This window comes from Pseudomonas sp. F8002 (assembly GCF_013385495.1).
Taxonomy (GTDB): Bacteria; Pseudomonadota; Gammaproteobacteria; order Pseudomonadales; family Pseudomonadaceae; genus Aquipseudomonas.
Window position 1 is genome coordinate 217718 of sequence record NZ_JACAPW010000032.1, and the last position, 13947, is coordinate 231664.

Consider the following 13947-nt stretch of genomic DNA (forward strand, 5'->3'; position numbering starts at 1 on the left):
GATGCATTCCCACGCGGAGCGTGGGAACGATCACCTATTCAGCGTCTTTCGGTGCTTCGGTTTCGTCTGTAGCCACTGTACCTTCAGCATCCGGGTTCAGTGCACCGGCTTCTTCGTCGGCTGCAATTTTCTTGCGCTGCAGCTTTTCCTCTTTCTTCTGCTCTTTGGCCAAGTCTCTCTGACGTTTGGCGAAGGAGTAATTAGGTTTTGCCATGGGCGATCCTCTGGGGTCGAAGGTGAGGTTGAGCGGCGCGTATTCTGCCTTTAATCGCGTCCCAAGGGTTAATCGGGTTTTTGGTCCACCCATTTGGGCAGGACCAGCGGTTGCCAGGCATCCAGTACGTCAAGCAGCTCAGCCGGCGATTCGCTCATTTGCAGCATGGCACGATGCGGTGCCCGGACGAAGCCTTCGCCGACGATATGATCAAGAAAATCGGTCAACTTGCGGTAAAAACCGTTCACTTCGAGCAAACCCAGCGGTTTGCCGTGGTAGCCGAGCTGGCCCCAGGTCCAGACTTCGAACAGTTCTTCCAGGGTGCCCAGGCCGCCCGGCAGCGCAATAAAGGCGTCGCTCAGCTCGGCCATGCGTGCCTTGCGGGCGTGCATGCCGTCGACCACCTCCAGGCGGGTCAGGCCTTTGTGGCCGATTTCGAGGTTTTTCAGGCTTTCGGGAATAATTCCGATCACCTCGCCGCCGGCTTCCAGCGCCGCATCGGCGACGATACCCATCAGGCCCACGGCGCCGCCGCCGTACACCAGGGTCAGCTTGCGCTCCGCCAGCGCGCGCCCGAGGGCCACGGCAGCTTCACGGTAGGCCGGGTTGGTGCCGCTGCTGGCACCGCAAAACACACAGACAGACTTCAAGGACATACCTGACTCCACTCAGTTGTGGCTAAAGAGTAAAGGCTGGCTTGCGTCTCTCAAAGGATTAAACCTCGCGTTGAGGTGTTTCGCAGGTGCCGCTGGCACCACAGGCATAGGCGGCAAGCAGGCTGCGGAACAGGCTATTGAGGTGCATGGCTGGGACTCCGGAAGGGTGATGGACCGATCATAGGCCGGCACCCGCACTTTGGCCGGTAGATTGTGTCGATGAGTCTGATAGCCTAAAGTTGTATACAATCTGTTGATACAGATCATATGAAGTCCTGCCTGACTCAGGCACCCTTGTCGCAATATGCGTTTTTTAAACCCTGCCCTGGAGATTCACATGTTTGCCAAACTCGTTGCTGTTTCCCTGCTGACTCTGGCTAGCGGCCAGTTGCTTGCTGCAGAGTGCAAGGTCACTGTCGACTCCACTGACCAGATGTCCTTCAACACCAAGGCCATCGAAATCGACAAGAGCTGCAAGACGTTCACCGTTGAGTTGACCCACTCCGGCAGCTTGCCGAAAAACGTCATGGGCCATAACTGGGTGCTGAGTTCCGCTGCCGACATGCCTGGCATCGCCAGCGACGGCATGGCCGCCGGTATCGACAAGAACTACCTGAAAGACGGTGACACCCGCATCATCGCCCACACCAAGATCATCGGTGCCGGCGAGAAAGACTCCGTGACCTTCGATGTGTCGAAGCTGGCGGCAGGCACTGACTACGCGTTCTTCTGCTCGTTCCCAGGCCACATCTCGATGATGAAAGGCACTGTGACCCTGAAGTAAGCAATCTTCAGGCAAAAAAAAGCGCCCTTCGGGGCGCTTTTTTTGCCTGTAGGCAGGCTGCTCTTGTGGCGAGGGAGCTTGCTCCCGCTGGGCTGCGGAGCGGCCCCAATAAGGTCACTGCGTAGCATCAGAAAGGTTTCAGGGGCCGCTTCGCGCCCCAGCGGGAGCAAGCTCCCTCGCCACAGCAAGCTCTTTCACCACAGCAAGCTCCTTCACCACAACAAGCCCTTTTGCCAGAATGAGCCGCTACGTCAGATCAGGGTGCAAACGGCATTACTCGCTTGTGCTCGGTCTTGCGATAGGTGTCGCAGATGATCTTGAAGGCTTCCTCGCGCACCGGCTCGCCGTGCAGGAACGCGTCGATCTCGGCATAGGTCACGCCATGGGACGCTTCGTCCGGCTTGCCCGGCGACAGGTCTTCCAGGTCGGCCGTCGGGATCTTCTCTACCAGCGATTCCGGAGCACCAAAGTGCCGGGCAATCGCGCGCACCTGGTTCTTCACCAGCCCGCTCAGCGGTGCCAGGTCGCAGGCGCCGTCACCGAACTTGGTGAAAAAGCCCATCACGGCTTCCGCCGCATGGTCGGTACCGATCACCAAGCCACCGGCCGCGCCGGCGATGGTGTACTGCGCCACCATGCGCATGCGCGCCTTGGTGTTGCCCAGCACGAAGTCCCGGGAGACTGCGGCCTTGCCTTCAAACGCCGCCACTTCGTTGGCCAGGGATTTCACCGCCGGGCCGATGTTCACTGTGTGGCGCTCGTCGGGCTCGATAAAGTCCACGGACGCCTGGGCGTCGTGTTCGTCGAACTGGGTTTCGTAGGGCAGGCGCACCGCGATAAAGCGGTACGCATCGTCACCCTTGGCAGCCCGCAACTCTTGCATTGCACGCTGGGCCAGCAGGCCGGCGGTCAGGGAGTCGACGCCGCCGCTGATGCCCAGCACCAACGTCTTGAGGCCTGAATTGAGCAGGCAATCCTGGATAAAGGTAACGCGCCGGGCGACCTCCGCCTCAAGGGCGGCCTGGTCCTTGAACGGTGGTTGGACCTTGAGCTGTTCAGCAATCTCGCGCTGTACGGCTTGCATGATTCACTCCTTGCTGGGTAGGGCAGGTACTTTGAAAACGTGGCGCAAATAGGCGACAAAGTTCGGATCGGTGCAGTGGGTCTTGCCCGCTTCATCGGAAATCTTCGCGACGGGCTGGCCATTACAGGCAGTCATTTTAAGCACGATGCTCATCGGTTCCACACCTGGAATATCACAGGTCAGGTTGGTGCCGATGCCGAAGCTCACATTGATCCGACCACGCAGCGCGCGGAAAATCTCCAGCGCCTTGGGCAGCGACAGGCTGTCGGAGAACACCAGGGTCTTGCTCATCGGCTCGATCCCCAGCTTGTGGTAGTGGGCGATCGCCTTTTCGGCCCATTGCACCGGGTCACCGGAGTCGTGGCGCAGGCCGTCGAAGAGCTTGGCGAAGTACAGGTCGAAATCGCTGAGAAACGCATCGGTGGTGATGCAATCGGTCAGGGCGATGCCCAGCAGGCCACGGTACTCGCGCACCCAGCAGTCGAGGGCGGCGATCTGGCTGTCGATCAGGCGTGGGCCGAGTTGCTGGTGGGCCATGATCCATTCGTGGGCCATGGTGCCCAGCGGCTTCATGTTCAGCTCGCGGGCCAGGTGCACGTTGCTGGTGCCGACAAAACGCCCGGGGAAGTCGTGCTTGAGCACGTTCACCACTTCTTCCTGCACGCGGTAGGAGAAGCGTCGACGCGTGCCGAAATCCGCGACCTGCAGTTCGGACAGTTCTTCGACGCTGGCGTTGGCCGTCAGCCAGTCGAACTTGCGATACAGCTGCTCGCGGGCCTGTTCGAGGATCACGCTCTGGTAGCGATAGCGGTTACGCACTTCGCTGACGATGGCCAGCATCGGCACTTCAAACAGGATCACGTGCAGCCATGGCCCGCGCAGGCGGATAAACAGCTCACCGTTTTCGATACCGGTGTGCACGTAGCGCAGGTTGAAGCGAAACAGCCCGAGGAAACGCAGGAAATCCGGCTTCATGAAGCTGATGCGTTCCAGGAAGCCCAGTTGGTCGGGGCTCAGGCTCAGCTCGGCGAGGCGCTCGATCTGGTAGCGGATCTCCGCCAGGTACGGGCGCAGGTCTTCACTGTTGCGGCAACGAAACTCCCATTCAACTTCCACGTTTGGGTAGTTGTGCAGCACCGCCTGCATCATGGTCAGCTTGTAGAAGTCGGTGTCGAGCAGGTTCTGCACGATGCGATCGGCAAACACACTCTCGCTCATAACGGGAATCTCCAGACGGGTCGGCGATGGGCGCCGACCTTTACGCACAATTAAGGAATGGCGCTAGTGGCGCATAGACCTGTGCTGTTTTGCCAGTGTTTTTTCAGCTGGGCATTGTTGTGTGGCCCCTGACGCCTTCGCGAGCAAGCCCGCTCCCACATTTGAAATGCGTTCCAAATGTGGGAGCGGGCTTGCTCGCGAAGGCGGTATTGCAGGCAACGCGCCTCAATCAGACTCAACCTGCTCCATCATCCACTTCACAAAATCCCGCACCTTGGGCACTTCCGCCGAGTGCTCGGGGTAGGCCAGGTAATACGCATCCTGGCTCGGCATCGCGTGCTGCCAGGGGATCACCAGTTTGCCTTCTGCTAGCTCTTCTTCCACCAGAAACCTGGGCAATAGCGCCACACCGCAGCCAACCTGTGCGGCGCGAATGCACATATAAAAGGTCTCGAAGCGCGGCCCATGGTAGCTGTGCTCGGTGTGATGACCCTGGGCGGCGAACCAGTCGTGCCAGCCTTGCGGGCGCGAGGCGTTTTGCAGCAACACCAGTTCGCTCAGTTGCGTGGGGTCGGTAAATGCTTGGGCGGGCAGGCTGTCGGGTGAGCACACGGGCACCAGTTCTTCGCTGAACAGCTTGAGGCTCTCGGTGCCGGGCCGTGAGCCCTGGCCAAAGTAGAAGGCCAGGTCGGCCTTGCCTTGCAGCAGCTCGTCGGGCTCCTGTTCGTTGCACAGGTCCAGGTGAATCTGCGGATGGCGCAGTCGCCAGCCCTTGAGGCGCGGCACCAGCCAGCGGGCGCCGAAGGTGTAGGGCGTGGACACCCGCAGCACTTCAGTCTCGCCGCCGTAGGAGCGCAGGTAATGGGTGGACATCTCCACCTGGGTGAGGATCTTGCGCACTTCCACCAGGTACAGATCGCCCGCCGGGGTCATCTGCAAGCGGCGGCGCACCCGGCGAAACAGCAGGTGCTGCAACAGTTCTTCCAGCTGCGCGACCTGTTTGCTGACAGCGCTCTGGGTGAGGTTCAGCTCTTCGGCGGCGCGGGTAAAACTCAGGTGGCGGGTGACCGCTTCGAAGCACTGCAGGGCGGTGATCGAGGGCAAATGTCTTTTATTCAGCACGGCACGCCTCTTTTTGTTCTTAGCATGAATAAACGGAATGATATCTCGCCTAATCGTCGTTTGTTGGCAAGTCTTGGGCCAGCTACAAATAAGGTCTGGATCGCCGCGACCGCTGGCGGCGCATATTTCTGTTTGTGGATTGAAGGAGTGACCCATGGTTGCCGCATTGCTTGATCGTCTCGGGGTAAACCCGGCGCTGTACCAGTCGGGTAAACAACCCGTGCATTCGCCCATTGATGGCAGCCGGATTGCCAGTGTGCACTGGGAAGGCGCCGCCGAGGTGGAGCAGCAGGTCAGTCGCGCCGAGCATGCATTCGAGGCCTGGCGCAAGGTGCCGGCCCCCCGTCGTGGTGAGCTGGTGCGCCAGTTCGGCGACGTGTTGCGCGAGTACAAGGCCGACCTCGGCGAGCTGGTGTCGTGGGAAGCCGGCAAGATCACCCAGGAAGGTTTGGGTGAAGTGCAGGAAATGATCGACATCTGCGACTTCGCCGTCGGCCTGTCGCGCCAGCTGTACGGCTTGACCATCGCCTCCGAGCGTCCGGGCCACCACATGCGTGAAACCTGGCACCCGCTGGGCGTGGTTGGCGTGATCAGCGCCTTCAACTTCCCGGTCGCCGTATGGGCGTGGAACACCGCGCTGGCGCTGGTGTGCGGCAACGCAGTGATCTGGAAACCGTCGGAAAAAACCCCGCTTACCGCCCTGGCCTGCCAGGCACTGTTCGAGCGCGTACTGAAGAACTTCAGCGATGCGCCGCCGTACCTCAGCCAGGTGATCATCGGTGGCCGCGATGCCGGCGCCGCACTGGTGGATGACCCGCGTGTTGCACTGATCAGCGCCACCGGCAGCACCCGCATGGGCCGCGAAGTAGCGCCGAAAGTCGCTGCACGTTTTGCCCGCAGCATTCTCGAACTGGGCGGCAACAACGCGATGATCCTCGGCCCAAGCGCCGACCTGGACATGGCCGTGCGCGCGATTCTGTTCAGCGCCGTCGGTACTGCCGGGCAGCGTTGCACCAGCCTGCGCCGCTTGATCGCCCATGAGTCGGTGAAGGAGGAAATCGTCACCCGCCTCAAGGCTGCGTATTCCAAAGTGCGCATCGGCCATCCGCTGGAAGGCAACCTGATCGGCCCGCTGATCGACAAGCACAGCTTCGAAAACATGCAGGACGCCCTGGAGCAGGCCCTGAGCGAAGGCGGCCGGGTGTTTGGCGGCAAGCGCCAGTTGGAAGACACGTTCCCCAACGCTTACTACGTGTCGCCGGCCATCGTGGAAATGCCGGAGCAGAGTGATGTGGTGTGCACCGAGACGTTCGCGCCGATTCTGTATGTGGTCGGCTATACCGATTTCGCTGAAGCGCTGCGCCTGAACAATGCGGTGCCACAAGGCCTGTCTTCGTGCATCTTTACCACTGACGTGCGCGAGGCCGAGCAGTTCATGTCGGCGGTAGGCAGTGACTGCGGGATCGCCAACGTCAACATCGGCCCGAGTGGCGCGGAGATTGGTGGCGCGTTTGGCGGTGAGAAAGAGACCGGTGGCGGGCGTGAGTCGGGCTCGGATGCATGGCGCGGGTACATGCGTCGCCAGACCAACACCGTGAACTACTCGCTGGAACTGCCGCTGGCCCAGGGCATTACCTTCGACTGATACCTCAAGTCGGAGTGAGGTCAATGTGGGAGCGGGCTTGCTCGCGAAAGCGGTGTGTCAGTCAACGAATACTTATCTGATCCACCGCTTTCGCGAGCAAGCCCGCTCCCACATTTGACCGTATCTACAATTCGGAAAAGTGGTTTGTTAGGTCTCATCGGAGTCTGGCAATGGCATTACGCGAAGCATGCTTGTGGGAACAACTCACTCCTGGCCGGCCGGATCGTGCCGCGCTCAAGGGCGAGGTAAAAGTGGATGTGTGCGTGATCGGCGCCGGCATCACCGGTTTGTCGGCAGCCATTCACTTGCTGGAACAAGGAAAAAGTGTCGCCGTACTCGAGGCCCATCGCACCGGCCACGGTGGTTCGGGGCGCAACGTAGGGCTGGTCAACGCCGGGATGTGGATACCCCCGGACGAGATCGAAGCCGGTTTTGGTACCGCGGTGGGCAGCCAGCTCAACCGCATGCTCGGCGCGGCACCGTCCCTGGTGTTCAGCCTGATCGACAAATACAACATCGACTGCCAACTGCGTCGCGAGGGCACCTTGCACATGGCGCACAACGCCCGTGGCGAGGCGGATTTGCGCAGTCGTGAAGAACAATGGAAGCGTCGTGGCGCACCGGTGGAGCTGTTGACCGGCGCTGCATGCGAACAAGCCACCGGTACCAAAAAGATCGCCGCCGCCTTGCTCGACCGGCGGGCCGGCACCTTGAACCCGATGGCCTACACCAGTGGTTTGGCCAATGCCGCAGTCGGGCTCGGCGGACAGTTGTTCGATCACTCCCCAGTCACCCAACTGGAACGCCAGGGCCAGCACTGGTCTGTGCAGACTGCCCAAGGCTCGGTGCAGGCCGAACAGGTGGTGATCGCTTCGAACGCCTACACCGAAGGCGAGTGGACCGAGCTGCGCCGCAACTTTTTCCCCGGTTATTACTATCAGGTGGCGTCGGCCCCTCTGACCGACGACGCCGCCCAACAAATCCTGCCCGGCGGCCAAGGCTCCTGGGACACTCGCCAGGTACTCAGCAGCATCCGCCGCGACGCCGAAGGCCGCCTGCTGCTCGGCAGCCTGGGCAACGGCAACCAGAAACCCGCGTGGTTCCTCAAGGCCTGGGCCGATCGGGTGCAACAGCACTACTTCCCGTACCTCAAACCGGTGCAGTGGGAGTGCACCTGGACCGGCTGCATCGCGTTCACCCCGGACCACTTGATGCGCCTGTTCGAGCCGGCGCCCGGGCTGGTGGCGGTCACCGGTTATAACGGGCGCGGGGTGACGACCGGCAGTGTCGTGGGCAAAGCCTTCGCGGATTATCTGTGTCACCAGGATCCACAGGCACTGCCGATCCCCTTTGCGCCGATGCAGCCGTTGGCCGGTGTGGGCCTGCGCAGCTGTTTGTACGAGGCGGGATTCTCGCTGTATCACGCGGGCCAATGCCTGCGGATCGTGATCTGATCAACGAAATACCCCTCAGAAGCCTGCATTTTCTTAGCCGGCTACTAATCTGTATTGGTGCGAGTCGTAGCAGTAACGCACTGTAAATGTGCACTTCCGTTACGCACGCTGTTACATGTTCAAGGGTGGCCGTTTAATGGCCGGGTTGCAGCGCTTGATCGACCGGGTTGCACTTTATAGGTCCAATGGTTGCACCTGGTTGAGATAGACGGTTGCACGTCCAATCAAAAGGCGCCCAAAAACCTGCAATAACAATGACACCGTGTCTTTTTGAATAATAAAAACGTAATGGCACGACGCTTGCTCTGGGCTTTCTCCGAAAGTTTTTGAAGTGAAGCTGCAGTGCCAATTCAACAAAAACCTCGGAGCACCACTCATGTCCCAGACGTTTTACAAGAAAGGTTTTCTAGCCCTCGCCGTTGCTGCGGCGCTGGGTGTTTCTGCGTTTGCTCAAGCTGATGTGAAGATTGGCGTAGCGGGGCCGATGACCGGCGCCAACGCGGCATTTGGTGAGCAGTACATGAAAGGTGCCCAGGCGGCAGCCGATGTCATCAACAAGGCCGGCGGCATCAACGGCGAGCAGATCAAGCTGGTGGCCGGCGATGACGCCTGCGAACCCAAGCAGGCTGTGGCCGTGGCCAACCGCCTGGTTGACCAGGACAAAGTAATTGGCGTGGTCGGGCACTTCTGCTCGTCGAACACTATCCCAGCCTCCGAGGTGTATGCCGATGCGGGCGTGATCATGATCACCCCGGGCTCCACCAACCCGCAGGTTACCGAGCGTGGCCTGTCGGCCGTGTTCCGCATGTGTGGTCGTGACGATCAGCAAGGCATCGTGGCCGGCGACTACATCGTCGACGTGCTCAAGGGCAAGAAAGTTGCCGTTATCAACGACAAGGACACCTACGGCAAAGGCCTGGCCGACGCCACTGCGGCGCAGTTGACCAAGCGCGGTGTGAAGCCGGTGCTGGAAGAAGGCCTGACCCGTGGCGAGAAAGATTTCAGCGCCCTGGTCACCAAGATCCGCTCCACCGGTGCTGACGTCGTGTACTTCGGCGGCCTGCACCCTGAAGCCGGCCCACTGGTTCGGCAGATTCGTGAAGCCGGCCTGAAAGACGTCAAGTTCATGTCCGATGACGGCGTGGTGACCGACGAACTGGTAGCCACCGCCGGTGGTGCACAGTATGTGGATGGTGTGTACATGACCTTCGGCGCCGACCCACGCCTGCTGCCAGACAGCAAGACCGTGGTGGAAGAGTTCCGCAAAAATGGCACCGAGCCTGAAGGCTACACCCTGTACGCCTACGCCTCGATCCAGGCCCTGGCCGCCGGTTTCAATGGCGCCAAGTCCGACAAGGGCGAAGACGCAGCCAAATGGCTGAAATCCCACCCGGTCAAAACCGTCATGGGCGAGAAGAACTGGGACGCCAAGGGCGACCTGAAAATCTCCGACTATGTGGTTTACCAGTGGGACAAGGACGGCAAGTATCACCAGCTGGAAAAGCAGAAGTAATAGTTAGCGCGATGGGTTAGACGCCACTTGACCCTGTGGGAACCGGGCTTTTGTGGGAGCTGGCTTGCCTGCGATAGCGTCACCTCGGGTTGACTGACATTCCGAGGTGGCGCTATCGCGGGCAAGCCCGGCGCCCATACACGCCAGCTCCTACACGGGGACTTGGTTGCCAGCCCCTTTTGTGTCTGTCTTTTCCTCCTAGAAGATCCGCACACCCACAGGTGTGCAGGCTCTCACTGCGTGAGATTGCGTTATGGATGGTATTTTCCTGCAGCAACTGGTCAATGGGCTGACCCTCGGGTCGGTCTATGGCTTGATCGCCATCGGCTACACAATGGTCTATGGCATCATTGGCATGATCAACTTCGCCCATGGCGAGGTTTATATGATTTCCGCTTACCTCGCGGCGATCAGTCTGGCACTGCTGGCTTACTTCGGCATCGAATCCTTCCCGCTGCTCATCCTTGGCACCCTGATCTTCACCGTCGTCGTCACCGGCGTCTACGGCTGGGTCATCGAGCGTGTCGCCTACAAACCGCTGCGCAACTCCACCCGACTGGCACCGCTGATCAGCGCCATCGGTATTTCGCTGATCCTGCAGAACTACGCGCAGATCGCCCAGGGCGCCAAGCAACAAGGCATCCCGACGCTGCTGGCCGGCGCCTGGAGAGTCGATATCGGCACCGGCTTCGTGCAATTGACCTACACCAAGGTGTTCATCCTGGTGGCCGCGTTCGTCGGCATGGGCCTGCTGACCTACATCATCAAGTACACCAAGCTCGGCCGCATGTGCCGCGCTACCCAGCAAGACCGCAAGATGGCGTCGATCCTCGGTATCAACACCGACCGGGTCATCTCCTACGTATTCGTGATTGGTGCCGCCATGGCCGCGCTGGCCGGTGTGCTGATCACCCTGAACTACGGCACGTTCGACTTCTATGCCGGCTTCATCATCGGCATCAAGGCATTTACCGCAGCGGTACTCGGCGGCATCGGCTCCCTGCCTGGGGCCATGCTGGGCGGGATCATCCTGGGTATTTCCGAGTCGCTGTTCTCGGGGTTGATCAACTCTGACTACAAAGACGTGTTCAGTTTCTCCCTGCTGGTGGTGATCCTGATTTTCCGTCCCCAGGGCCTGCTCGGTCGCCCACTCGTGGCGAAGGTATAACTATGTCTGCTGCCTACTCTATCGATATCAAGAAAAGTGTCGTCGATGCGGTACTCGCCGGGCTGATTTCGCTGATCGTGTTCGGTCCGATCGTCGGCGTGGTCCTCGACGGCTACAGCTTCAACCTGCAACCGGCGCGTGTCGGCATCCTGGTGGCCATCGTGATGGTCGGCCGGTTCGCCATGAGCCTGTTCCTGCAAACCCCAAGGGGCCTGCGGATTCTGCAAGGGTTTGAAAGCACCGGCTCCGGTGTGCATGTGCTCAAGCCGGACTACAAGTCGCGCCTGCGCTGGATCATCCCGGCGTTGATCGTGATTGCCATCGTATTCCCGTTCTTTGCCAACAAATACCTGCTGACCGTGGTGATCCTCGGGTTGATCTACGTGTTGCTGGGCCTTGGCCTGAACATCGTGGTCGGCCTGGCCGGGCTGCTCGACCTGGGTTACGTGGCGTTCTATGCCATCGGCGCCTATGGCCTGGCGCTGGGTTACCAGTACCTCGGCCTGGGCTTCTGGTCGGTGCTGCCGCTGGCGGCGATTTGTGCGGCGCTGGCGGGGTGCATACTCGGGTTTCCGGTGCTGCGAATGCACGGCGATTACCTGGCGATCGTGACCCTGGGCTTCGGTGAAATCATCCGCCTGGTGCTGAATAACTGGCTGTCGTTTACCGGTGGCCCGAACGGCATGCCGGTGCCGTCGCCAACGTTTTTCGGCCTGGAGTTCGTGCGCAAGGCGAAGGATGGCGGGGTGCCGTTCCACGAGTTCTTCGGCATCGACTACAACCCCAACATCAAATTCCTGTTCATCTACATCGTGCTGTTCCTGGTGGTGCTGCTGGTGCTGTACATCAAGCACCGCCTGACCCGCATGCCGGTGGGCCGCGCGTGGGAAGCCTTGCGCGAAGACGAAATCGCCTGCCGTTCCATGGGCCTCAACCACGTGCTGGTGAAGCTCTCGGCGTTCACCATCGGCGCGTCCACTGCCGGTCTGGCCGGGGTGTTTTTCGCCAGCTACCAGGGCTTCGTCAACCCGTCGTCGTTCACCTTCTTCGAGTCGGCGCTGATCCTCGCCATCGTGGTATTGGGCGGCATGGGCTCGACCGTCGGCGTGGTGATTGCCGCGTTCGTGCTGACGGTGGCGCCGGAGCTGCTGCGCAGCTTCTCCGAGTACCGCGTGCTGCTCTTCGGCGTGTTGATGGTGGTAATGATGATCTGGCGACCACGAGGCCTGATTCGTATCAGCCGTACCGGTGTTGTCCCACGTAAAGGAGTGGCGCCATGAGCAAGGAAGTCGTTCTTTCCGTGGAACACCTGATGATGCACTTTGGTGGCATCAAGGCCTTGAGCGACGTGAGTCTCAAGGTCAAGCGCAACTCGATCTTCGCCCTGATCGGTCCCAACGGTGCCGGCAAGACCACCGTGTTCAACTGCCTGACCGGTTTCTACAAAGCCTCCGGCGGCAAGATCGAACTCAATGTGCGCGGCAAGCAGACCAACGTGATCCAACTGCTGGGCGAGCGCTTCAAGGCCACCGACTTTGTCTCGCCGAAAAGCTTCGTCAGCCGGGTGTTCTACAAGATGTTCGGCGGCACTCACCTGGTGAACCGGGCGGGTTTGGCGCGCACCTTCCAGAACATTCGCCTGTTCAAGGAAATGTCGGTGGTGGAGAACCTGCTGGTGGCCCAGCACATGTGGGTTAACCGCAACATGCTCGCGGGCATCCTCAATACCAAGGGCTACCGCAAGGCTGAAAGCGACGCCCTCGACCATGCGTTCTACTGGCTGGAAGTGGTGGACCTGGTGGACTGCGCCAACCGCCTGGCCGGCGAGCTGTCCTACGGCCAGCAGCGCCGCCTGGAAATCGCCCGTGCCATGTGCACCCGGCCGCAGATTATTTGCCTCGACGAACCGGCCGCCGGCCTCAACCCCCAGGAAACCGAAGCCCTCAGCGCGATGATTCGCCTGCTGCGGGACGAGCACGACCTGACGGTGGTGCTGATCGAACACGACATGGGCATGGTGATGAGTATTTCCGACCACATCGTGGTGCTGGACCACGGCAACGTGATTGCCGAGGGCGGGCCGGAAGCGATCCGCAATGATCCGAAGGTGATCGCGGCTTATCTGGGCGCTGACGAAGAGGAGCTGGTATGAGTGAGCCAATCCTCGAACTGAAAGACCTGGACGTGTTCTACGGCCCGATCCAGGCCCTGAAGAAAGTTTCGCTGCACATCAACGAAGGCGAAACCGTGAGCCTGATCGGGTCCAACGGCGCGGGTAAATCCACGCTGTTGATGTCGATCTTTGGCCAGCCACGGGCCGAGTCCGGGCAGATCATCTACCGCGGCGTCGACATTACCCACAAGTCGTCCCACTACATCGCCTCCAACGGCATTGCGCAGTCGCCGGAAGGGCGGCGGGTGTTCCCCGACATGACCGTCGAGGAAAACCTGCTGATGGGCACCATCCCGATTGGCGACAAGTTCGCCACCGAAGACATGCAGCGCATGTTCGAGCTGTTCCCGCGGCTCAAGGAGCGGCGCAACCAGCGGGCGATGACCATGTCCGGTGGTGAACAGCAGATGCTTGCCATCGCCCGCGCACTGATGAGCCGGCCCAAGCTGTTGCTGCTGGACGAGCCGAGCCTGGGGCTGGCGCCGATCGTGGTGAAGCAGATCTTTTCCACGCTGCGGGAGCTGGCGTCTACCGGCATGACCATCTTCCTGGTGGAGCAGAACGCCAACCATGCGTTGCGGCTGTCGGACCGGGCGTACGTGATGGTCAACGGCGAGATTCGCCTTACCGGCACCGGCAAGGAGCTGCTGGTGAATGAGGAGGTGCGTAACGCCTACCTCGGCGGGCACTGATGTAACTCTGATCGTTCCCACGCTCCGCGTGGGAACGCCTCTTGTGACGCTCTGCGTCACGCTTTGGGACGCGGAGCGTCCCGGCCTGCATTCCCACGCAGAGCGTGGGAACGATCATCCACAGTGCTTTCCTGAAATTGTGGACAACAAATCCAGGCACCTGCCAAAGCGCGACATATAGCCGCCGCAAATCCCTGTTTTGTCACAGTTTTGACTTGTCCCCA

13 protein-coding genes are annotated in these 13947 nt (G+C 60.5%); 8 read left to right on the plus strand and 5 right to left on the minus strand.

All coding sequences use genetic code 11. The annotated features are described in order from the left end of the window. Nucleotides 1-34: 34 nt before the first annotated feature. Nucleotides 35-214 carry a hypothetical protein gene (locus tag HX811_RS23575; protein WP_003217470.1) on the minus strand — a complete coding sequence of 60 codons (180 nt, stop codon included), beginning with the start codon at nucleotides 212-214 and terminating at the stop codon, nucleotides 35-37. A gap of 68 nt (nucleotides 215-282) precedes the next feature. Continuing rightward, entirely contained in the window at nucleotides 283-870 is a 588-nt protein-coding gene (locus HX811_RS23580) for a TIGR00730 family Rossman fold protein (protein WP_003217468.1), read from the minus strand. 337 nt (nucleotides 871-1207) lie between these two features. On the opposite strand from HX811_RS23580, the gene azu reads away from it, so the two are divergent. Beyond that, the gene (gene azu, locus HX811_RS23585) at nucleotides 1208-1654 is read left to right on the plus strand and encodes an azurin (RefSeq protein ID WP_008439083.1); all 447 of its coding nucleotides are present in this window, start codon (nucleotides 1208-1210) and stop codon (nucleotides 1652-1654) included. Between the two features lie 256 nt (nucleotides 1655-1910). On the opposite strand, the gene nadE is transcribed toward azu, so the two are convergent. The 3 genes from nadE to HX811_RS23600 all read right to left on the minus strand — a co-directional run bounded on the left by nadE (nucleotide 1911) and on the right by HX811_RS23600 (nucleotide 5078). Then, nucleotides 1911-2738, minus strand: a complete 828-nt coding sequence (gene nadE / locus HX811_RS23590; RefSeq protein ID WP_003217462.1) for an ammonia-dependent NAD(+) synthetase — start codon at nucleotides 2736-2738, stop codon at nucleotides 1911-1913. Nucleotides 2739-2741: 3 nt separating this feature from the next. Continuing rightward, nucleotides 2742-3956 (minus strand): nicotinate phosphoribosyltransferase, encoded by a 1215-nt coding sequence (gene pncB / locus HX811_RS23595; RefSeq protein ID WP_003217456.1) that lies wholly within the window; start codon nucleotides 3954-3956, stop codon nucleotides 2742-2744. Between the two features lie 225 nt (nucleotides 3957-4181). Continuing rightward, nucleotides 4182-5078: a LysR family transcriptional regulator gene (locus tag HX811_RS23600; RefSeq protein ID WP_003217454.1), complete on the minus strand. Its 897-nt coding sequence runs from the start codon at nucleotides 5076-5078 to the stop codon at nucleotides 4182-4184. A 154-nt stretch (nucleotides 5079-5232) separates the two neighbouring features. Here HX811_RS23600 and HX811_RS23605 point away from each other — a divergent pair, with 154 nt between their 5' ends. The 7 genes from HX811_RS23605 (at nucleotide 5233) to HX811_RS23635 (ending at nucleotide 13723) form a co-directional block, all read left to right on the plus strand. Further along, nucleotides 5233-6723, plus strand: coding sequence for an aldehyde dehydrogenase family protein (locus tag HX811_RS23605; RefSeq protein ID WP_003217452.1), 1491 nt, complete (start codon nucleotides 5233-5235; stop codon nucleotides 6721-6723). Between the two features lie 170 nt (nucleotides 6724-6893). Further along, nucleotides 6894-8177, plus strand: a complete 1284-nt coding sequence (locus tag HX811_RS23610) for an FAD-binding oxidoreductase (protein WP_087692468.1) — start codon at nucleotides 6894-6896, stop codon at nucleotides 8175-8177. Between the two features lie 376 nt (nucleotides 8178-8553). Continuing rightward, nucleotides 8554-9690, plus strand: a complete 1137-nt coding sequence (locus tag HX811_RS23615) for a branched-chain amino acid ABC transporter substrate-binding protein (RefSeq protein ID WP_003217449.1) — start codon at nucleotides 8554-8556, stop codon at nucleotides 9688-9690. A 253-nt stretch (nucleotides 9691-9943) separates the two neighbouring features. Beyond that, a complete protein-coding gene (locus HX811_RS23620; RefSeq protein WP_003217447.1) occupies nucleotides 9944-10858 on the plus strand; it encodes a branched-chain amino acid ABC transporter permease in 915 nt (304 codons plus the stop codon). A 2-nt stretch (nucleotides 10859-10860) separates the two neighbouring features. Continuing rightward, nucleotides 10861-12138: a high-affinity branched-chain amino acid ABC transporter permease LivM gene (gene livM / locus HX811_RS23625; protein ID WP_003217445.1), complete on the plus strand. Its 1278-nt coding sequence runs from the start codon at nucleotides 10861-10863 to the stop codon at nucleotides 12136-12138. Next, nucleotides 12135-13010: an ABC transporter ATP-binding protein gene (locus HX811_RS23630; protein WP_003217442.1), complete on the plus strand. Its 876-nt coding sequence runs from the start codon at nucleotides 12135-12137 to the stop codon at nucleotides 13008-13010. The genes livM and HX811_RS23630 overlap by 4 nt, the downstream gene beginning before the upstream one ends. Next, nucleotides 13007-13723, plus strand: a complete 717-nt coding sequence (locus tag HX811_RS23635) for an ABC transporter ATP-binding protein (protein WP_003217439.1) — start codon at nucleotides 13007-13009, stop codon at nucleotides 13721-13723. Before HX811_RS23630 ends, HX811_RS23635 begins: the two co-directional genes overlap by 4 nt. The last annotated feature ends 224 nt before the right edge of the window (nucleotides 13724-13947 follow it).

Bases quoted from the DNA above. Each gene is read 5' to 3' on its own strand.
- livM (WP_003217445.1), top strand. From the start codon at position 10,861: ATGTCTGCTGCCTACTCTATCGATATCAAGAAAAGTGTCGTCGATGCG.
- pncB (WP_003217456.1), bottom strand. From the start codon at position 3,956: ATGAGCGAGAGTGTGTTTGCCGATCGCATCGTGCAGAACCTGCTCGAC.
- HX811_RS23610 (WP_087692468.1), top strand. From the start codon at position 6,894: ATGGCATTACGCGAAGCATGCTTGTGGGAACAACTCACTCCTGGCCGG.
- nadE (WP_003217462.1), bottom strand. From the start codon at position 2,738: ATGCAAGCCGTACAGCGCGAGATTGCTGAACAGCTCAAGGTCCAACCA.
- HX811_RS23580 (WP_003217468.1), bottom strand. From the start codon at position 870: ATGTCCTTGAAGTCTGTCTGTGTGTTTTGCGGTGCCAGCAGCGGCACC.
- HX811_RS23630 (WP_003217442.1), top strand. From the start codon at position 12,135: ATGAGCAAGGAAGTCGTTCTTTCCGTGGAACACCTGATGATGCACTTT.
- HX811_RS23635 (WP_003217439.1), top strand. From the start codon at position 13,007: ATGAGTGAGCCAATCCTCGAACTGAAAGACCTGGACGTGTTCTACGGC.
- HX811_RS23615 (WP_003217449.1), top strand. From the start codon at position 8,554: ATGTCCCAGACGTTTTACAAGAAAGGTTTTCTAGCCCTCGCCGTTGCT.
- HX811_RS23620 (WP_003217447.1), top strand. From the start codon at position 9,944: ATGGATGGTATTTTCCTGCAGCAACTGGTCAATGGGCTGACCCTCGGG.
- HX811_RS23575 (WP_003217470.1), bottom strand. From the start codon at position 214: ATGGCAAAACCTAATTACTCCTTCGCCAAACGTCAGAGAGACTTGGCC.
- azu (WP_008439083.1), top strand. From the start codon at position 1,208: ATGTTTGCCAAACTCGTTGCTGTTTCCCTGCTGACTCTGGCTAGCGGC.
- HX811_RS23605 (WP_003217452.1), top strand. From the start codon at position 5,233: ATGGTTGCCGCATTGCTTGATCGTCTCGGGGTAAACCCGGCGCTGTAC.